General features: G+C 62.6%; 18 protein-coding genes. 2 read left to right on the top strand and 16 right to left on the bottom strand.

The genetic code is table 11. The annotated features are described in order from the left end of the window. Positions 1–58: 58 nt before the first annotated feature. Both ACIQ2A_RS03430 and ACIQ2A_RS03425 read right to left on the bottom strand, forming a co-directional pair. Positions 59–1,381, bottom strand: a complete 1,323-nt coding sequence (locus ACIQ2A_RS03430) for a bifunctional folylpolyglutamate synthase/dihydrofolate synthase (RefSeq protein ID WP_398475766.1) — start codon at positions 1,379–1,381, stop codon at positions 59–61. After that, positions 1,374–2,381, bottom strand: a complete 1,008-nt coding sequence (locus ACIQ2A_RS03425; protein WP_398475764.1) for a RimK family alpha-L-glutamate ligase — start codon at positions 2,379–2,381, stop codon at positions 1,374–1,376. The genes ACIQ2A_RS03430 and ACIQ2A_RS03425 overlap by 8 nt, the downstream gene beginning before the upstream one ends. Before the next feature lie 363 nt (positions 2,382–2,744). Here ACIQ2A_RS03425 and ACIQ2A_RS03420 point away from each other — a divergent pair, with 363 nt between their 5' ends. Then, a complete protein-coding gene (locus ACIQ2A_RS03420) occupies positions 2,745–3,518 on the top strand; it encodes a ferredoxin--NADP reductase (protein ID WP_398475762.1) in 774 nt (257 codons plus the stop codon). Positions 3,519–3,813: 295 nt separating this feature from the next. Then, entirely contained in the window at positions 3,814–5,454 is a 1,641-nt protein-coding gene (locus ACIQ2A_RS03415; RefSeq protein WP_398475760.1) for an FMN-binding glutamate synthase family protein, read from the top strand. Between the two features lie 229 nt (positions 5,455–5,683). Here ACIQ2A_RS03415 and ACIQ2A_RS03410 read toward each other — a convergent pair whose 3' ends face one another. The 14 genes from ACIQ2A_RS03410 to rpmH form a co-directional block, all read right to left on the bottom strand. Next, complete coding sequence (locus ACIQ2A_RS03410) at positions 5,684–7,693, bottom strand: carbohydrate porin (protein ID WP_398475758.1); 2,010 nt, start codon at positions 7,691–7,693, stop codon at positions 5,684–5,686. Positions 7,694–7,970: 277 nt separating this feature from the next. After that, positions 7,971–8,240 (bottom strand): hypothetical protein, encoded by a 270-nt coding sequence (locus ACIQ2A_RS03405; protein WP_398475756.1) that lies wholly within the window; start codon positions 8,238–8,240, stop codon positions 7,971–7,973. A 151-nt stretch (positions 8,241–8,391) separates the two neighbouring features. Then, the gene (locus ACIQ2A_RS03400) at positions 8,392–8,952 is read right to left on the bottom strand and encodes a 5'-methylthioadenosine nucleosidase (RefSeq protein WP_398475754.1); all 561 of its coding nucleotides are present in this window, start codon (positions 8,950–8,952) and stop codon (positions 8,392–8,394) included. Then, complete coding sequence (gene dapE, locus ACIQ2A_RS03395; RefSeq protein ID WP_398475752.1) at positions 8,949–10,106, bottom strand: succinyl-diaminopimelate desuccinylase; 1,158 nt, start codon at positions 10,104–10,106, stop codon at positions 8,949–8,951. Before dapE ends, ACIQ2A_RS03400 begins: the two co-directional genes overlap by 4 nt. A 7-nt stretch (positions 10,107–10,113) precedes the next feature. Continuing rightward, complete coding sequence (locus tag ACIQ2A_RS03390) at positions 10,114–10,593, bottom strand: DUF805 domain-containing protein (RefSeq protein WP_398475750.1); 480 nt, start codon at positions 10,591–10,593, stop codon at positions 10,114–10,116. A gap of 78 nt (positions 10,594–10,671) precedes the next feature. Next, on the bottom strand, positions 10,672–11,517 hold the full coding sequence (gene dapD / locus ACIQ2A_RS03385) for a 2,3,4,5-tetrahydropyridine-2,6-dicarboxylate N-succinyltransferase (RefSeq protein WP_398475748.1): 846 nt from the start codon (positions 11,515–11,517) through the stop codon (positions 10,672–10,674). 202 nt (positions 11,518–11,719) lie between these two features. Then, positions 11,720–12,418 carry a pyrimidine 5'-nucleotidase gene (locus tag ACIQ2A_RS03380; RefSeq protein ID WP_398475746.1) on the bottom strand — a complete coding sequence of 233 codons (699 nt, stop codon included), beginning with the start codon at positions 12,416–12,418 and terminating at the stop codon, positions 11,720–11,722. 157 nt (positions 12,419–12,575) lie between these two features. Then, positions 12,576–13,556 (bottom strand): DUF1036 domain-containing protein, encoded by a 981-nt coding sequence (locus tag ACIQ2A_RS03375; RefSeq protein WP_398475744.1) that lies wholly within the window; start codon positions 13,554–13,556, stop codon positions 12,576–12,578. Between the two features lie 128 nt (positions 13,557–13,684). Continuing rightward, positions 13,685–14,575, bottom strand: coding sequence for an acetylglutamate kinase (gene argB, locus ACIQ2A_RS03370; protein ID WP_398475742.1), 891 nt, complete (start codon positions 14,573–14,575; stop codon positions 13,685–13,687). 68 nt (positions 14,576–14,643) lie between these two features. Beyond that, complete coding sequence (locus tag ACIQ2A_RS03365) at positions 14,644–15,021, bottom strand: DUF423 domain-containing protein (RefSeq protein WP_398475740.1); 378 nt, start codon at positions 15,019–15,021, stop codon at positions 14,644–14,646. Further along, a complete protein-coding gene (yihA, locus tag ACIQ2A_RS03360; protein WP_398475738.1) occupies positions 15,021–15,671 on the bottom strand; it encodes a ribosome biogenesis GTP-binding protein YihA/YsxC in 651 nt (216 codons plus the stop codon). The genes ACIQ2A_RS03365 and yihA overlap by 1 nt, the downstream gene beginning before the upstream one ends. A 146-nt stretch (positions 15,672–15,817) precedes the next feature. Further along, positions 15,818–17,677 (bottom strand): membrane protein insertase YidC, encoded by a 1,860-nt coding sequence (yidC, locus tag ACIQ2A_RS03355; RefSeq protein WP_398475736.1) that lies wholly within the window; start codon positions 17,675–17,677, stop codon positions 15,818–15,820. Positions 17,678–17,759: 82 nt separating this feature from the next. Continuing rightward, on the bottom strand, positions 17,760–18,113 hold the full coding sequence (gene rnpA, locus ACIQ2A_RS03350) for a ribonuclease P protein component (RefSeq protein ID WP_398475734.1): 354 nt from the start codon (positions 18,111–18,113) through the stop codon (positions 17,760–17,762). 25 nt (positions 18,114–18,138) lie between these two features. Next, a complete protein-coding gene (gene rpmH / locus ACIQ2A_RS03345) occupies positions 18,139–18,273 on the bottom strand; it encodes a 50S ribosomal protein L34 (protein WP_011471298.1) in 135 nt (44 codons plus the stop codon). Positions 18,274–18,596 lie beyond the last annotated feature (323 nt).

Raw genomic sequence — 18,596 nt, 5'->3', positions numbered from 1 at the left:
ACCACCAGCGCATGGCGTGATGGGTATCGCTTCGCTCCACCCATCCTGCGGCTCCGAGCTAGAAAAACTGCAATTCCTCAGCCTTGCCGCCCCTCAACACCGTCGCATATTCGATCGCGACAAAAAGCCCGCCGGCGACATAGACCTTGCGCGGCACGCTGCGCGCCAGTTGCTGGCTCAGCTTCACCGCATCCTCCATCGCGTTGGCGACATGGATGCGCGCCGTCGGATGCGCCTTGCGCGCGGCCCCGCCGACCAGGCGCGCATCGGCGCCCTTGTGATGCGCGCGGGTACAGACGATGACGCCGAAATGCGGCACCAGATGTTGCGCGATCTCCTCCACATTCTTGTCGGCGGACACGCCAAGCACCAGCAGCCAGTCATCCTTGCCATGCACCGCATGCAGCCCGCGCAGCGCCTGCATCACGCCGTCCGGCGTATGCCCGACATCGATCACCGTCAGCGGATCACGCTGGATCACTTCGAGGCGGCCGGGCCACCGGGTCTCGCGCAAGCCGGTGCGAATGGCGTGATCGACTTGCGTGACTTCAGCATCCGGATGCATGCGGCGCATCCACAACAGGAACAGCGCCGCCGCAATGGCCGCGTTGTTGAGCTGGAATTCACCGTGCAGCGTGATCTCCAGCCCGCGCAAAATCGTCTCGCCGACACGGCAGTTGAAGTTCTGCGCTTTGGCCGAGGTCACCACATTGCTGATGACAATGCCGTCGCCCACATGCAGGCCGCTGACATGCCGGCTGCGGTTATACTCCGCGAGATGCGCGCGCAACGGCAGGCAGTTCTCGCCATAGATCACGGTGCCATGGCTGGCGCAGGCATCGCTCTTGTCGGAGGCGATCAGCGCCAGTGAATTGCCGAGCAGTGCTGTGTGTTCGAGATCCACCGAGGTGACGCAAGTAAGCGTGGCGCCGATCAGGCGGACGGGGTCGTAGCGACCGCCGATGCCGGCTTCGAACACCGCGAGGTCGCAGCCGGTCTCCTGGAAATACAGGCAGGCCAGCGCAAACTGCGCCTCGAACGCACCGAACGTCTCAAGCACGCCATGATGCCCGAGGTCGGTGATGGCGGTGGCGACGCGCAGCACCAGGGCTTCGAGCAGTTCGTCATCGACCGGCTCGCCATCGATCTGGAAGCGCTCGTTAAAGCGATACAGATGCGGCGAGGTGAACAGCCCGGTGCGCAGGCCGAAGGCACGGCCGATGGAGGCGCAGAAAGCGGCGGTCGATCCCTTGCCGTTGGAGCCGGTGATGACGATGGAGTGTTGCTGCAGGCGCGTGCGATCGATGCTCAGCGCATCGAGCAGCAGTGCCAGCCGCGCCAGGCCGATGCCGCCGGTGCCGTATTTGGGCAGGTTAAACATCGATCAGGCCCAGCGAGCTGAAGGTGTGGCGCCAGATGCGCAGGATGAGGTCCGCGCGGCCGGAGTCTTCGAGAAAGCGGATCGAGGGATTGGCATTGACCTCGATCACGCGCAATGCCGATGCGTCGCCATCCACATCGGTGAACAGATCGACCGCGCCAGCGCGCAAACCCAGCGCCTTGAGCGCGTTGCGTGCCGTGGCAAATACAGCGTCGGTATTGTCGGGTTCCGCGAATTCCATCCCGCCGCCGGCGCTGCGATTCATACGCCCGGCCAGCTCGATGCGCGCGCCGGCGGGCGGCACCGAGTCGAGCGCCGTGTCCGCCTGTTTCGCTGTTGCGGACGAAATGCCGTGGTGGCTCAGCGTCATCTCCTGCGCCGACAGCAAGGCGCGCAGCGAGCGCGCGCCGTCGCCGGTGAGGGAGGGCGGCAGTTTGCGGGCGCTGTAGACGATCTCGTCGTCGAGCACGAAGACGCGATATTCCTGCCCGGTGATCACGCGCTGCATGAGGATGGCATCGTAGTGATGCGCGACCTGATCGAGATAGTCGGCAAGAGCGCTGTCGCCGGCAACCAGTTGCGCAAAGTCACCGCGCGAGCCGTTCAGCGGCTTCACAAAAGCCGAACCGCCAAGCTTGCGAAACAGCGCGACGGCATCCTCGCGTTCATGCCCGGGCGGCCGATGCTTGCGATGCCGGTCATGCAGGAAGAAATAGTCGCCGCCCAATGTGGCGCTGCCGATGCGGGCCATCAGCACATTGGCCATGTGCTTGTCATTGGCGAGGGTCGCTGCGGTCGCCGTGTTCTGCGGAAAAAAGGAGCCACGCCCGGCGCCGAAGACGGCGCTCCGGCCGGCGCCAGCGATCTCGAAAATGAGCCCGGTGCCGCCGTCGAGTTCGGCAAAGCCCAGCCCCAGCTCGCTTGCGGCATATTCCGCATAGATCGTCTGGTCGGGGTAACAGGCCGGCTTGCCGGCTCGAAGGGCGCGAAACGGGGTCATCGGGGCCTTGCGCCGGTGATTGAACGTGGAAGCCGCCCGTGGCGACTCCCAGAAAGCCGGAAATTACCGGAACCGGGTTGCGCAATCCAGCACCGGCCATTCGCAAGCATCGGTCCGAGAAAGACAATTTGGAGAAATTAAATGTCCCAGATCAAATTTGGCCCTTGCCGGCCGGTAACCTGATTTGCAATTTTGTGACCCGCCGCGGTCAATCCGCAATTGCACTTTCTGGCGTCTTTGAATAGATGTCATTCGCATCTGCGAAAACCCGATTTAGCTAATTGCCGCAAGGGTTTCTCAGCGTCTGAAGCGGCCCGGAATGTAATCGTTCTAAGCTAAGCCCGCACCGGAAAATCATATCCCATGAGCGCCTTTCACCGCGAAACCGTGACCCACGTCCAGCATTGGACCGACACGCTGTTCTCCTTCCGCGCCACGCGCGACACCTCGTTCCGCTTCCAGAACGGCCAGTTCGCCATGATCGGCCTCGAAGTCGATGGCAAGCCGCTGCTGCGCGCCTATTCGATGGCCAGCGCCAATCACGAGGAAGAGCTGGAATTCTTCAGCATCAAGGTGCCGGATGGCCCGCTGACCTCCCGCCTGCAGAAGATCAAGGAAGGCGACACCATTCTGGTCGCTCGCAAGGCCGTCGGCACGCTGGTCACCGACAGCCTGCTGCCGGGCAAGCGCCTGCTGATGCTGTCCACGGGCACCGGTCTCGCGCCCTTCGCCAGCCTGATCAAGGATCCCGCAGTTTATGAGCAGTATGAGCAGGTCGTGCTGGTGCATGGCTGCCGCCAGGTCTCCGAGCTGGCCTATGGCGAGCGCCTGGTCGAGCGCCTGCAGCAAGACGAGCTGTTCGGCGAGCTGATGAAGGACAAGTTCACCTATTATCCGACCGTGACCCGCGAGCCGTTCCGCAATCGCGGCCGCATCACCGACCTGATCGAGTCCGGCCAGATCTTCAAGGACATGGGCCAGGGTCCGCTCGACATCGCCACCGACCGCGTCATGCTGTGCGGCAGCCCGGCGATGCTCGAGGATCTCAAGCACATGTTCGAAAAGCGCGATTTCATCGAAGGCGCCGGCAACAAGCCCGGTCATTTCGTGATCGAAAAGGCGTTCGTGGAGCGCTAAGCGCCGGCGCATGCGGTCCCTCATCCTGAGGAGCCGCGTAGCGGCGTCTCGAAGGATGGCCGCAAGCTCCAGAGCCAGGCCATTCATGGTTCGAGATCGTGCTCCGCGCCTCCTCACCATGAGGGCGGAGTGGAAATCCACCGCATTGCAAAACCCGCGCCTGGCGCGGGTTTTGTCGTTTCAGGCATCGCGCAAGACTTGAGAGAGCTTGATGCGCTAGGCTGGCGGTCCATCTGTGATCTCTGCGTCATCCGAACTTCGTAAGGCTGAACGCCCACCACTTGCGAGCAGGTCCATGCAAACCCTGATGCTACCGTTCACGCCGCGCTACATCGTGTTGACGATCTGCAGCGTGGCCACCCTGTTTCTGATCGGGATGGGTTTCTGGGACACACGGCTGATCCATCTGGTGATCATCCCCGCCACGGTGTTCGGTTGTCTTGCCGCGCTCGGCTTCCACGACCTGTTTCAGAAAGATCATGCGGTCCTGCGCAATTACCCGATCTCGGCGCATATCCGCTTCCTGCTCGAAGAGATCCGCCCGGAGATGCGGCAATATTTCTTCGAGAGCGAGAAGGACGGCATGCCGTTCAGTCGCGATACGCGTGCTGTCGTGTATCAGCGCGCCAAGATGGTGCTCGACAAGCGTCCCTTCGGCACCCAGAAGAATGTCTATGAAGAGGGCTATGAGTGGATGAATCACTCGGTTGCCCCGAAGCCGCATGCGACCGAGCAGTTTCGCATCACCATCGGTGGCCCAGATTGCCTGCGGCCTTATTCATCTTCCGTGCTGAACATCTCTGCGATGAGCTTCGGCGCACTCAGCCAGAATGCGATCCGTGCGCTGAATGCCGGCGCGAAGAGGGGCAACTTCGCCCATGACACCGGCGAGGGCGGCGTCAGCCCCTATCACGAGCAGGAAGGCGGCGACCTGATCTGGGAGATCGGCTCCGGCTATTTCGGCTGCAGAACCCGCGACGGCAATTTCGATCCCGACAAATTCGCCGCCCGCGCTGCGCTCGACCAGATCAAGATGGTCGAGCTCAAGGTCAGCCAGGGCGCTAAACCCGGCCACGGCGGCGTGCTGCCGGCCGCCAAGGTGTCGGAAGAAATCTCACGCATTCGCGGCGTCGCGATGGGCGAGGACTGCATCTCGCCGCCCTATCACAAGGCGTTCTCCACGCCGATCGAGATGATGCAATTCATCGCGACGATGCGCCGGCTGTCCGGCGGCAAGCCGACCGGATTCAAGCTGTGCATCGGCCATCCCTGGGAATTCCTCGCCATTTGCAAGGCCATGCTGCAAACCGGCATCTATCCGGATTTCATCGTGGTCGATGGCAATGAAGGCGGTACGGGTGCGGCGCCGCTGGAATTCATGGACCATCTCGGCATGCCGATGCGTGAGGGTGTGAACTTCGTGCACAACGCGCTGATCGGCATCGGTGCGCGCGATCGCATCAAGCTCGGTGCTTCGGGCAAGATCGCGACAGCGTTCGACATTGCGCGTGCGATGGCGCTCGGCGCCGACTGGGTCAATTCGGCGCGCGGTTTCATGTTCGCGCTCGGCTGCATCCAGTCGCTGAGCTGCCACACCGATCGCTGCCCCACCGGCGTGGCGACGCAGGATCCGACCCGTGCACGTGCGCTTGCAGTGCCGCAGAAGACCGACCGCGTGCTGAACTTTCACGAAGCGACGCTGCATGCGCTGGCGGAGCTGATCGCCGCGGCCGGCCTCGATCATCCGCAGGATATCCGCGCGATGCATTTCTCGCACCGGTCGGCAGATAATGACGTGATGTCGTTCACCAAACTCTATCCGCAGCTGCAGGTGAACGAGCTGATCCACGGGACGAACGACAAGCGCTTTCGCGCTGCCTGGGCGATGGCGCAGGCGGACACATTCCAGCCGGCAGAGGTGCGGGGCGCGGCGTAGTTTGTCGGAGCGTTACTGATGTTTCGGAGTGTGGGGACCCCCATCCCCGGCCCTTCCCCGCAAGGGGGAAGGGGGGACGACATGCGGTGCTTTTGGTTAAGTACTGATACTCAAATTTGAGTTCGTAGCATTTGCTCGAGCTCGCAGCCTCTTCTACCTTCCCCCTTGCGGGGAAGGGCCGGGGATGGGGGGGCCGCGGGCGACATAGACCCAGCGGCACATAACAGTCTCAGAATTCCCCGTGCAGCCGCCCCGAGAAGATCGACACCGGCCCGCGATCCGCATTGTAGGCGGGGTTCACGATCAGCTGGTAGTCCGCCGTGAACGTGAAGTTCTTGTCGATCGCATAGGCGTAAAACGTCTCGAGGATCCGCTCGGTCCCGTAGTTGAGCCGCCCGTCGCCGATCAGCAAGCCATTGCCGCCTGCGGCGAGGAAATCGCGATGCGCGGCCGACAGGCCGTTGATGGCGCCGCCGATGCCGATGGTGTCGCTCGCGCGGCCCCAGCGCCCACCCTTGATGGACAGGCCGCCAGAGACGCTGCGGTCGATATCCGTGAATGACAAAATCTCGTTCTGGCCGTCATTCCAGCTATAGCGCCCGAACAGGCCGATCTCGTCGGCAATCTCTTGCTCGCCATTGAGATAGAAACCGTATTTGTCGCGCGGCCTGCGGATCGAGGCCATCACGTCATTGATCTCAAGCAGCGGATCGGTGGCTGCGATCGCCAGCGCGCCGCGATAGCTGCCGGTGTTGCCACGGTTCATGAAGGCGCCGACGCGCACTTTGCCGGGTCGATCGAAGATCTGATGCCGTTCCTCGAATTCGATGACGGCGCCGCCGGACTTGAAAGTGAGGATGTCGCTGTTCGGCTGCGACGGCACCTGGAAGACGCCGGCGCGCACCGCCCAGTCCTTGCGGTTCAATTCCAGCACGCCGCCACGGGTAAAACCGGGCAGGTCGGCCGGAAAGTCATAGGCGGCCGAGGCCCACATCGCCCAGTTCATGAAATCGGCGCGCGGGTCTTTCGCGTAACTGTTGCCATCGAAGAAATCGCCCACCGAGAAACGGCCGACGGTCAGCGTCACGCGATCGATGTCGCGCTTGCCGGCGAGTTGGTTGGCCGCGTCCGGCACCTCTTCCTGCTCGCCGCCGAGACCGAAAGTCTGGCGGAACATGTAGCGCTGCGGACGGATTTTCGGATAGGCGCCGCCGGCCTTCTGCGCTTCGCCATTGGGGAAGCCTGCCACGCCGAGCGTTCCGTTGAAGCCGAAGCCTTGGGCGATCTCTGGATTGAAATACAACTCGCCGCCATCCCACAAACGCCAGCCAAGGAAGGCTGTGGTGGTAAAGGTTTCGCGGAACTGGTTGCTGCCGGACAGGCTGTTGGCGCCTTCATAAGGCGAGCGGAAGCTCGGATAGCCGGAGCCGATCAGCGTCGTCTGGGCGTGGATATTCCAGTCGTTGGATTGCGGCAGCGACCAACGGGTGGCGACCGGCGTTGCCGGCGACCATGCCGGTGTATCGCCGAGCCGATAATTCATGCCGAGCTTGATCGCGTGAATCTTGGGATCGACTTCGACGGGGGGCAGGCCAAAGCCGGCGAGCCCATAAGTCTGCCGGGACAGGTCGATATAATTGTATTCGAGCTTGGCAGTCCAATTGCCGCCGACTGCGGTCTCGACACCTAGGCCTGCGGTCCAGCCGATATGGTCCTTCTGGTCGGTCGAGAAGATATTACCGTCGGCATCCATCACATTGAGCTTGGTCTTGCCCCAGGCAAAACCGGCAGTGGCATAAGGCAGCCAGGTGCCCATGGCGTAGCCGACGCGACCGCGCGCAGTGGCAAAGTAATCGAAGGTGGTGTGATACGGATCGTTGCCGAGCCGTGCGGTATCGGTCGGGCTGATGAAGGTCGCATCCACTTCGACGCCGAGTACGAGTTTGTTGCTGAACTGCCTGTTGTAGCCGGCCTGATAGCCGCCGAGGATACCGGTCGGCGACGGCGGCAGAAACACGCCTTGCGCCGGCAGCGGATTGGCATTGGGGCCGATCTGCGCATCGCCATAGCCCACATGGGCGCCCAGATAGAAGCCGCTCCAGTCATAGGCCGGAGCAAGTCGCGCTTTCACGGGCAGGTCGGCAGCTACGGCGATACCGTCGAGCGCGAGGATGCCAAGCGCGGCGCCGGCTAGCGCCCGCGTCGTGGCAAAATCTCGCAAAAAATACCGGCTCGTCACTCAGCGTCACCCTTACTCATCGCCGATAACGGCCAGTCGATATTCCATGAAAGCGGCCGATTCGTCCGGACGGGACGGCCACAGTCGCAATGTTGTTGTTCGCAATAGGAGCGGCCTCGTCGCCAGGCTCCGCTGTTATCTGACACCGCTTTATGACGGCTCGATTACACAAAAAGAAGACCCGCCCGGGGGGACAGCCGGGCGGGTCGATGGTCAGACACGGGGTGGATGAGGCGCCCGTGCCGGACGCAACTCCACTTAGCCGATCAGAGCCGGATCAATAGTTGCAGACGCGGACGCGGCCCACATAGTTGCCGTAGATATCGTATTGGCGGGTGTAGCCGCAGCGATAACCGTAGCCATATCCGTAGCCATAATTGTTGGCAGCGATGGCGCTGCCGACAACAGCGGCGCCAACCACACCGGCCGCGATGCCGAAGCCGATGCCTGGGCCCTTCGCCTGAGCCTGCTGGGTGGTGGACGCCATGGCGCCAGCGGCGGTCATGGCAACGAGGGCGACGGCGGCAATCTTGGACTTGATCGACATGAGAAACTCCATCCTGTTTGGGTGCAGCCATCATTGGCTTGCATGTCCATCAGTCGGAGGATGTCGGAGGCGGGTTCGAGGCCGGTTTGAACTATTTGGTTTCAGGAATGTGTCGTGGACGAAACAGAAGGGAGTAAGCAGCACAACGCTGCTACACCCGCACGCTCTTCATGGCGTCCCAGAACAGGTCCTGGCCATTGGCGACATTCGCCGTCCAGTGTTCATGCGCGAAGTCGTTCGCATCGTCGGTGATGAATTTGAATGCGCGCCACGGGATGGTGTTGCGCAGCGCCACCTGCGCGATGGCGAACAACTCCATATCGACGACATCGACCTTGTTTGCGACGAGCCATGGATCGGTGGCGGTGACAAAGCTATCGCCGGTGCCGCAGATGAAGCCCGATTGACCTGACGTCAACCGATCGAGCTCTGGCGAATAGGGCGTGGTGCCGCGCGGTGCCAGGGGCTCGGCATTCATGTCGCGCTGGATCACGTCGCTGATCTCGACAAGGCCGTTGAGCGTCGTGTTGAGCTTGCCGGCGGTGCCGTAATTCACGATCAGCTTCGGCTTATCGGCGGCGATCGCCTGTAGCGTCGCTATGGTGGTGTTGATCTTGCCGACGCCAGTGAAGACGACGCGAAAACCCTGCGGTGCGCGGGCGACGTCGAGCTCGCTGTCGAGGGCGGTGAGAACCAGAATGCCGTCACTCATGCGAAATACCGATCCAGGACGCCGCGATAGATTTTGGTGAGTTGCTCGAGATCGGCGACCTTCGTGTGCTCGTCGATCTGATGCATGGTCTGGCCGACGAGACCGAATTCGATCACCGGACAATAGTTCTTGATGAAGCGCGCATCGGATGTGCCACCGCCGGTGTTGAGATCAGGCACGCGGCCGGTGATCTCCGTGATGGCGGCCACGACTGTATCGGTGAAGGCGCCAGGCCTGGTGACGAAGCTATCCGAATTGCTTGGCTCCCAGATCACATGCGCCTTGATGCGATTGCCCGCGGCTGCAGCCACGCGCGTATCGATCAGTGCGCGCAGGCTCTCCTGCGTGTGGTGATCGTTGAAGCGGATATTGAACTTTGCCTTCGCCTGCGCGGGGATGACATTGGTGGCCGTGTTGCCGACATCCACCGACGTGAATTCGAGATTGGACGGCTGAAACTGCGCATTGCCCTGATCCAGCGGATCGCCGCTCAGCGCTACGATCAGCGCGGCGATATCCGGCACCGGATTCGATGCACGATGCGGATAGGCGACATGGCCCTGCACGCCGTCCACCACCAGCGTGCCCGACTGCGAGCCGCGGCGGCCGATCTTGATGGTGTCGCCCATCGTCTCGACATTGGAGGGCTCGCCGACGATGCAGTGGTCGAACTTTTCGCCGCGTTCGGCAGCCCAGGCCAGCAGCTTGATGGTGCCGTTGACGGCTACGCTCTCTTCATCGCCGGTGATGAGGAAGGAGATCGAGCCCTTTGGCTTGCCGTCATTCGCCGCGAGATATTCGAGGGTGGCAGCGACAGACGCCGCGATGCCACCCTTCATGTCTACCGCGCCGCGGCCATAGAGCAGGCCGTCCTTCACTTCGCCGGCGAAGGCGCCGTGCGACCAAGCGGCTTCATCGCCGGGCGGCACCACATCGGTGTGGCCGGCAAAGCAGATATGGGGGGCTTCCGTGCCGATGCGGGCATAGAGGTTCTCGATATCGGCGTGGCCTTCCTCGCTGAAGGTGACGCGATGCACGGTGAAGCCGGCATCGCCAAGCAAGCGCTCCAGCACGCCGAGTGCGCCGGCATCGAGCGGGGTGACGGAAGGGCAGCGAATGAGATCGCGGGCGATCGAGACAACGTCGGCGGACATCGGATCCTTACGAGACGGCAGGGGCGATAGTGGGGGCCCCAAGCGGGTCAGGGCCATATTCATTTGGCCCCTGCGTGCCGCGCAGGCAACCCACTTCGACGAACCCCCAGATGCTCAGCAAGACGCTGGCAGCGTTCAGCACGAAGGAGCCGATGCCGGATATGGAATCGGCGGCGATGCCAATGATGCTTGGCAGCACCCAGAATAGCAGCATCCACCAGCCGCTCTTGTTGCGGTCATGCAGGCGCTTGATGGCGGTGGCGAAGCTTGACCACACCATGATGAGGAAAACGACGCCGCCGATGGCGATGAACAGCAGGCTGGTGCCGACCATCTCGCCGATCCGGTCCTTGTCGAACTCGCCGATGGACACGATGAAGGCGGCCACCAGCGCGATCATGATGGTGGTGTAGACCAGCGAGGCCAGCCAGAATTTTGCGCGATTGATGCGGCCGTTGAAGCGGAAAAAGAGTGTTGTCCAATCCATCGCCGCCCCCGACGTTGTCGCCAGCTGTTTGCCGGATCATCCTACCGGATCATCCCTGCAAACAGCCGGAAACGCAACTTAGTCGCGCAGCAACTCGTTGATGCTGGTCTTGGAGCGGGTGCGCTCGTCGACGCGCTTCACGATCACGGCGCAGGCGGTGGAGGGGCCAATCTCGCCATTGTTCATCGGCTTGCCCGGCAGGTTGCCGGGGACCAGCACGGCATATTCCGGCACTTCGCCGATGAAGACCTCGCCGGTGGCGCGATCCACGATCTTGGTCGATGCGCCCAGGAACACGCCCATGGCCAGCACCGCGCCCTTGCGGACGATGACGCCTTCGGCGACTTCGGAGCGGGCGCCGATGAAGCAGTCGTCCTCGATGATGACGGGACCTGCCTGCAGCGGCTCCAGCACGCCACCGATGCCGACCCCGCCCGAGATGTGCACGCGCTTGCCGATCTGGGCGCAGGAGCCGACAGTGGCCCAGGTGTCCACCATGGAGCTCTCATCGACATAGGCGCCGAGATTGACGAAAGACGGCATCAGCACGACGTTCTTGGCGATGAAGGCCGACTTGCGGACAATGGCGCCGGGGACGGCACGGAAGCCGGCGTCGCGGAAGGCACTGTCGCCCCAGCCTTCGAACTTCGAGGGCACCTTGTCCCACCACGGCGCGCCGCCGGGGCCGCCGGCAATGGTGGTCATGTCGTTGAGGCGGAACGACAGCAGCACGGCCTTCTTCAGCCACTGGTTCACGGTCCAGGTGCCATCATCGCCGCGGGTGGCGACGCGAACCTTGCCCTGATCGAGCAGGTCGAGCGCAGTCTCGACGGATTCGCGGACTTCGCCTTTGGTCGATGCATTGACGGTGTCGCGCGCTTCGAAGGCGGCATTGATGATGGATTCGAGGGCGGAATGCGACATCGCGGGATCCTTGGGTCGGCAGGTGAAAAGTTGGAGCTTTTGTCGGGATTTGGGGGCGGGGAGTCAAGAACAGAGCCTGAAACTCCACCTGTCATCATCCGCGAAAGCGGGTGATGCAGAATGCGGCGGCGGTCCGATTCTGGCTCTGCTGGTGGTGTTTACTGGGTCACCCGGTCGAGCCGGGTGACGACAAGGAGAAGCGTCACCGCGTCCCGTTCATCTTCACCAGAAACCCAGTCAGATCATCCGTGACGTGATCCACATGGACGTCCTCGCGGCCTGCCAGTTCCCAGTCCTCGCGGACCACCTCTTTGGCGCCGTCCGGCACCACCAGCACCGTCGTCATGCCGAGGCTGTGCGGCACCACCAGATTGCGGGACAGGTCCTCGAACATCGCGGCCTTGGCCGGGTTCACGTCGTGGTCGCGCAAAAACTTGTCATAGGTGCGCTGCGCCGGCTTCGGCTCCAGTTCGGCGGCGACGATGTCGAAGATGGCTTCAAACTGATCGGCAAAGCCGAGCCGTTTCAGCACGGCGCCGGCATGGGCGACGGAGCCATTGGTGAGGATCAGCTTGCGGCCGGGCAGCTCCGCGATGGCGGCGCCCATGACCGGGTTCGGCTCCAGCGGCGAGTGATCGATCTCGTGCACGTAAGCGAGAAAGTCATCGGCGCTGATCTTGTGCTCGGTCATCATGCCGCGCATCGTGGTGCCGTAGCGCTTGTAATAGTCCTTCTGGATGCGGAAGGCTTCGTCGGGCGTGATGTTGAGATAATTCGCCACGAAATCGCGGATGCGGACATCGACCTGCTGCCACAGATTGACGTGATGCGGATACAGCGTGTTGTCGAGATCGAACACCCAGGTCTCGACATGATCGAAGGCGCGCGGCGATTTGGTCATTGAGTTCTCGGCTCGAGGTAATGGCTATTGGCTCTTCTCCCTCTCCCGCTTGCGGGGGAGGGCCGGGGTGGGGGCCACCACACACTCTGACGTCACATGGGGAGCCCTCTCCCTGTCCCCTCTCCCGCAAGCGGGAGAGGGGACACTTCTGTTGGGATCACGGCACAGCAAAGCGCAGCGTCTTGCCGCCGCCGGTCATGTCGATGGTGGCGTAGCCCGATGCGGTGAGGCCGCGGGCGGCGCAGTCGCTGTGTTCGCGGATTTCGAATTTGCTCTCGCGCGTACACAGCGTGCGCGGGCCGCCCCAGTTCAGCGGCTTGTCGGCAATGCGGATGGCGCGGCCGGTGTCATCTACGGCTTCGGCGAACGACATGATCTGCTTCGGCTGGCCGGTGACATCCGGGCGCAGGCATTTGCCGGGCTCGATGCGATACCAGCCGCGGGCGATGACACCCTTGCCGTCATCGGTCGCGACCGAGGCCATCACCTTGTAGGAGGTGTCGTTGCACCAGGTCAGGCCCGTGGCCGAAGGCGCCTGTACGCCAGCGACCATGGCTTCGAAGAAATTCGGCGCATTGACGGTGTCATTGGTCAGGCCGCGGCTCTTCAGGAATGCGGAGAGGCCGTTCTGCGTCTTCGGGCCATCGACACCATCGATAGGCGAGGTGTCATAGCCGGCGATCAGCAGCAAGCGCTGGATCGCCGCGAGTTTGGCTTGCTCGTCGTCATATTCGCTGTCTTCCGCGAGATAGGCGACCATGTTGCCGTCTTCGGTCTGCGACGGCTGGATGGTGCTGAAAGGGGCGAGCGTCTGTCCGGGGCGGCACTGGCGCGCGGCGGCAATAACGAAGTTATCTGAAGCGATGCAGAGATTATCGGTGCCCGTCTGCGCGGGCGCGGCGCCGTAAAGGGGCAGCACGCGGGCATGCAGCAGCAGGCGGTCGGCGGCGATGGTGCCTTGCGCCACGACCTTGCATTGTGCGGGGTCGATGCGGAACCAGCCGCGGGTGGCGGTGGCTGCCTTGTCGTCGATGCCGATGGCGACATCGACGACATAGCTCATGCGATTGCAGAGCTTGAGGTCGGCAGATGCGGGCGATGCGAGGAATAGGAGGCCGAGGAAAACTCCGGCCCTCATGGTGAGGAGGCGCGCAAAGCGCGCCGTCTCGAACCATGAGCGGGTGGAGCTCCGGACCATCCTTCGAGACGCCGCTGCGCGGCTCCTCAGGATGAGGGCGGAGGAAAGTGCCTCTGCCTGTTGGCCCATCACTTGTGGATCAGCGTGCCCGTGCCCTGATTGGTGAACAGCTCGAGCAGCACCGCATGCGGAGTCTTGCCGTCGATGATCACCACGCCTTCGACGCCCTGTTCGAGCGAATAGATGCAGGTCTCGACCTTCGGGATCATGCCGCCGGAAATGGTGCCGTCGGCGATCAGCCGGCGGGCATCCTTGATCGACAGTTCCGGGATCAGCTTCTTCGACTTGTCGAGTACGCCCGGCACGTCGGTGAGCAGCAGCAGGCGCTTGGCCTTCAGTGCACCGGCAACGGCGCCGGCGAAGGTGTCGGCATTGACGTTGTAGGTCTTGCCTTCCTTCGATGCGGCCAGCGGCGCCAGCACCGGAATCAGCTCATAGCCGATCAGCTGGTTGAGCAGCGTCAGATCGACCTTCTCGGGCTCGCCGACGAAGCCGAGATCGACCACCTTCTCGATATTCGAGCCGGGATCGATCATGGTGCGCGTCGCCTTCGACGCGGTGACCATGTTGCCGTCCTTGCCGCAGAGGCCGACGGCCTTGCCGCCGGCTTCGTTGATGTAGCTGACGATCGATTTGTTGATGGAGCCGGCCAGCACCATCTCGACGATCTCGATGGTGGCGGCATCGGTGATGCGCAGTCCGGCGGCGAATTCCGACTTGATCCCGAGACGCGTCAGCATCTGCGCGATCTGCGGGCCGCCGCCATGCACGACCACCGGATTGATGGCGGTCTGCTCGAGCAGCACGATGTCGCGGGCAAAGGCGCGGGCGGTATCCTCGGCGCCCATGGCGTGGCCGCCATATTTGATGACGATGGTTTCTTCGTCATATTGCTGCATGTGCGGCAGCGCCTCGGAGAGGATGCGGGCCTGGTCGAGAGCACTGATGGCGTCGGTCATGAAGCGGATCTCACGGTGAGCAATCTGCGCCGCGTTCTAGCTGATTGGTGGTGCCTGCGCAAAGAGCGTTACGCGCGCCTCGGCCATGCCGCAGATACCGCCAGCGCGACCCAGCTGACGATCAGCAGCGTGCCGCCGGTCGGGGCAGCCATGGGAAACAGGCCGTGGCCGACATATTGGCGCATGGTCAGGTCGCCGGCGAACAATGACGCTGCGATGACAAAGCCGAATGCGGCTGTAAGGCCGATCTGCAGATGCACTGTGCCGCGCTCGATCAGTGCCACGGCGCCGAGAATGGCCGCGGCATGAAACAGCAGCATCGAGGATGCGGAAGCGAGGCGCGTGGCGTCGGGCTGATGCGCGGAGGCGGCGGCGAGGATGACGCCAACGGCGCCCATGATGCCGGCGCAGATGATCGCGATGCGGAACAGCGCGGTGCGGGTCATTATTGACGCTCGTTGAACAGCCGCATCATGGCGGCGCGCAATTCGACCATGCCCTCGCCATCGCGCGACGAGGTCACCAGGATTTCCGGGAACGCGGCGGGGTGCTTGCGCAATGTCGCCTGGGTTTCTTCCATCACCTTCTCAAGCTCGGACTTCTTCACCTGATCGGCCTTGGTGAGCACGATCTGGTAGCTGACGGCGGAGCGGTCGAGGGATTTCAGCACGTCGAGATCGACATCCTTGATGCCGTGGCGACTGTCGATCAGCACATAGACGCGGGCCAGCGTCGCCCGGCCTTGCAGGAACGAATAGATCAGCTTGGTCCAGGACGCGATCTTGACCTTGGGCGCCGAGGCATAGCCGTAGCCCGGCATGTCCACGAGGCGAAACTCGCTGCCCTTCGGGCTTTCGAAGAAGATCAGCTCCTGGGTGCGGCCCGGCGTGTGCGAAGTGCGCGCCAGCGCATTGCGGCCGGTGAGGGCGTTGATGAGGCTGGATTTGCCCACATTGGAGCGACCGGCAAAGGCGACTTCCATGCCGGCCATCGGCGGCAGGGTCTCGATCGAGGGGGAAGCCCAGATGAACTTCCACTCGCCTGCAAACATCAGGCGACCCTGTTCGATCAGCTCCGCATCGGGTTCGGTCGTCATGCGAAGGTGCTTTCTGTTGAACTCGGTCCCTTTATGATGAGAAGGCGCGTGAGCGTCGTCTCGAACCATGAGAGCCCGGAGTGCCTGCCTCATCCTTCGAGACGCAGCCCAAGAGGGCTGCTCCTCAGGATGAGGGCGTCGTTGGTTTAGGTCTTTTGCGCCGGCTTCTTGCCGAAGGTCGCCTTGACGTTGTCGAACAGCTCAACCTTCACGCCGTTCTTGTTCATGATGTAGGCCTGCTGCAGCACCGAGAGGGTGTTATTCCAGGCCCAGTAGATCACAAGACCGGCCGGGAAGCCCGCGAGCATGAAGGTGAAGATCAGCGGCATCCAGTCGAAGATCATCTTCTGGGTCGGATCCGGCGGAGTCGGGTTCAGCTTCATCTGGAACCACATCGTGATGCCCATGATGATCGGCCAGATGCCGAGCGCGAGGTAATGACCGAGAACCGGAATTGCTGTCGGATCGAAGGGCAGCAGGCCAAACAGGTTGAACAGGTTGGTCGGATCGTGCGCCGACAGATCCTTGATCCAGCCGAAGAACGGCGCGTGGCGCATTTCGATGGTGACGAACAGGACCTTGTAGAGCGAGAAGAACACCGGGATCTGCAGCAGGACGGGAAGACAGCCGGCAACCGGATTGATCTTCTCCTTCTTGTAGATCTCCATCATCTCCTGCTGCTGCTTCATCCGGTCATCCGGATAGCGCTCCTTGAGCAGCGCGAGCTGCGGCTGGATCGCCTTCATCTTCGCCATCGAGGCGTAGGATTTGCTGGCCAGCGGGAAGAAGATGATCTTGACCAGCACCGTCACCAGCAGAATGGCGACGCCGAAATTGCCGAACAGGTGGAAGAACCAGTCGAGCGCCAGGAACATCGGCTTGGTGATGAAGTAGAACCAGCCCCAGTCGATCAGCAGATCGAAGTGGTTGAGGCCGAGCGACTGGTTGTAGCCGCCGAGGCCGACCGCGAGCGGGAAGTTGATGCCGACGGTGGCGGCTTCCTTGGCGCCGGCAAACAGGCGGGCGTTGGCCGATGTGGACGCGCCCGGTGCCACGGTCTGCGCATCCTGCAGATAGTCGGTCTGATAGGTGCGAACGGTGCCGGCGAGGTTCGACGAGAAGCGTGCCTGGAGCTTGGCCGTGGTGTCGGGCAGCAGGGCCGAGGCCCAGTATTTGTCGGTGATACCGAGCCAGCCATTGGTGACGTTGAAGTTCACCGACTTGGACTCTTCGATCTTCTTGTAACCGTATTCCTGCAGGCCCTGATCGCCGAGATAGCCGACAAGGCCTTCATGCAGGATGTAGTAGCCTTCCACATGCGGGGTGCCGTGGCGCGAGATCAGCGCGAACGGATACAGCGTGACAGGATTGCTGCCGGAATTGGCGACATCATCCTTGATCGAGAACAGGTAGCGGTCGTCGATCGCAATGGTGCGGGTGAAGGTGAGGCCTTCGCCGTTGTTATACTTCAACACGACCGGCGACGACGGGGTGAGGGCATTGCTGCCTTCTTGCGTCCATTCGGTGTTGGCATCCGGCAGCTTCGCATTGGTGCCGGCGGCGCCGACCCAGCCAAACTCGGCGTAGTAAGGCGCCGCGGTGCCCGAGGGCGAGAACAGCGTGATCGGCGGCGAGGTCGGGTCCACCGTCATGCGGAATTTTGTGAGCGCGATATCGTCGAGGCGCGCGCCCTTCAGCGAGATCGAGCCGGCCAGGCGCGGCGTGTCGATCTTCACGCGCTTGGAGGACGAGATGGCGGTTTCACGGCTGATCGGCGCATTGGAGGGCGCGGCATTGACCGGAGCGCCACCTGGCGTCGGAGTTGCCGAGCCCGGCTGCGGCGCGTTGCTGCCTGCAGCGGGCTGCGCCGGATTGGCGAGCTGGGCTTGCGTGGCCTGCTGCGCCTTCTGTTTTTCCATCTGCGGGATGTTGTAGAAATATTGCCAGCCAAGAAGCACCAGGCCGGACAGAACGACGGCTATGATGGTGTTGCGATTGTCGGTCATCGTTCAGGTCTCGTCATCCGAATGCATGTGCGGCGGCAAATGGCCGGCTGCGCGCTGCTTGTGGCAGGCTGGAGGCGTCAGGTCACGTCGTTTTTGATGCAGTTTTCGATGGTGCCCGTTCGAGGCGGTGGAGCGCCGAGCGGAGGTCGTCGAGCATGGTATTGAAATCGCGCGTCAGCGCAGTGCGACGGCCGACTAGCACATAATCGCTGTGGGCGCGCATAGACAATGGATCGACGCGCTTCACCAGTTCGCGAAGCCGGCGCTTGATCCGGTTCCGCTCGGGCGCGGTTCCGTTCTTCTTGGTCACTGTAAAACCGACGCGAACCGGGCCGGTGTCATCACGGTGTCGCCGCTGCAGGACAAAAGCGGGGGCGTTCACGCGCGTTGAAGCGGCGGCAGCGAGGAAGTCCGCTCGCTGCCTTAGCCGCTCCATGACGATGTCTCGGAAGGAGATCCGATCAGGCGCTGAGGCGCTTGCGGCCGCGGGCGCGGCGCGCAGCGAGAACCTTGCGGCCGCCAACGGTGGCGAGACGGGCACGGAAGCCGTGGCGGCGCTTGCGCACCAGTTTGGACGGTTGATAAGTGCGCTTCACGGGTCGTACTCCGATGACCGGGCAATAGATCGCCGTGCTGGCAATCGATCACCAATTGAATGAGGTGTGCCCTAAGACGTTGACTTCGCGAGCCGTTTCCGGCTGCAAGCGCGTTCGGCCCCTCAAGGCCGATCCAGCATGGGCTGGACCATCGCGGACAGTTGGCGCGGCTTATAAGCGAGCGTCCTGTTTTCGTCAATCTTGCCCGGTAATAACTTGCGGGATCAGCCCACAAATCAGCCGCGATCCTTGGGTAGACGATAATACCGCATTTTCCGACAAGTCAGGCGATGCAGCCTTGTTGTATGTTGATCTGGCGACGT

Source organism: Tardiphaga sp. (assembly GCF_044336785.1).
In the GTDB taxonomy this organism is placed as follows: domain Bacteria; phylum Pseudomonadota; class Alphaproteobacteria; order Rhizobiales; family Xanthobacteraceae; genus Tardiphaga.
Note: the sequence above shows the minus strand (reverse complement) of the source record. Positions and strands in the feature narration are given on the sequence as shown.

What these genes read in the sequence shown, in the direction of transcription:
- ACIQ2A_RS03400 (WP_398475754.1), bottom strand. Translation starts at nt 8,952, where the DNA reads ATGAGTGACGGCATTCTGGTTCTCACCGCCCTCGACAGCGAGCTCGAC.
- yidC (WP_398475736.1), bottom strand. Translation starts at nt 17,677, where the DNA reads ATGACCGACAATCGCAACACCATCATAGCCGTCGTTCTGTCCGGCCTG.
- ACIQ2A_RS03415 (WP_398475760.1), top strand. Translation starts at nt 3,814, where the DNA reads ATGCAAACCCTGATGCTACCGTTCACGCCGCGCTACATCGTGTTGACG.
- dapE (WP_398475752.1), bottom strand. Translation starts at nt 10,106, where the DNA reads ATGTCCGCCGACGTTGTCTCGATCGCCCGCGATCTCATTCGCTGCCCT.
- rnpA (WP_398475734.1), bottom strand. Translation starts at nt 18,113, where the DNA reads ATGGAGCGGCTAAGGCAGCGAGCGGACTTCCTCGCTGCCGCCGCTTCA.
- ACIQ2A_RS03380 (WP_398475746.1), bottom strand. Translation starts at nt 12,418, where the DNA reads ATGACCAAATCGCCGCGCGCCTTCGATCATGTCGAGACCTGGGTGTTC.
- argB (WP_398475742.1), bottom strand. Translation starts at nt 14,575, where the DNA reads ATGACCGACGCCATCAGTGCTCTCGACCAGGCCCGCATCCTCTCCGAG.
- ACIQ2A_RS03365 (WP_398475740.1), bottom strand. Translation starts at nt 15,021, where the DNA reads ATGACCCGCACCGCGCTGTTCCGCATCGCGATCATCTGCGCCGGCATC.
- ACIQ2A_RS03420 (WP_398475762.1), top strand. Translation starts at nt 2,745, where the DNA reads ATGAGCGCCTTTCACCGCGAAACCGTGACCCACGTCCAGCATTGGACC.
- ACIQ2A_RS03405 (WP_398475756.1), bottom strand. Translation starts at nt 8,240, where the DNA reads ATGTCGATCAAGTCCAAGATTGCCGCCGTCGCCCTCGTTGCCATGACC.
- ACIQ2A_RS03430 (WP_398475766.1), bottom strand. Translation starts at nt 1,381, where the DNA reads ATGTTTAACCTGCCCAAATACGGCACCGGCGGCATCGGCCTGGCGCGG.
- ACIQ2A_RS03390 (WP_398475750.1), bottom strand. Translation starts at nt 10,593, where the DNA reads ATGGATTGGACAACACTCTTTTTCCGCTTCAACGGCCGCATCAATCGC.
- ACIQ2A_RS03375 (WP_398475744.1), bottom strand. Translation starts at nt 13,556, where the DNA reads ATGAGGGCCGGAGTTTTCCTCGGCCTCCTATTCCTCGCATCGCCCGCA.
- dapD (WP_398475748.1), bottom strand. Translation starts at nt 11,517, where the DNA reads ATGTCGCATTCCGCCCTCGAATCCATCATCAATGCCGCCTTCGAAGCG.
- ACIQ2A_RS03425 (WP_398475764.1), bottom strand. Translation starts at nt 2,381, where the DNA reads ATGACCCCGTTTCGCGCCCTTCGAGCCGGCAAGCCGGCCTGTTACCCC.
- yihA (WP_398475738.1), bottom strand. Translation starts at nt 15,671, where the DNA reads ATGACGACCGAACCCGATGCGGAGCTGATCGAACAGGGTCGCCTGATG.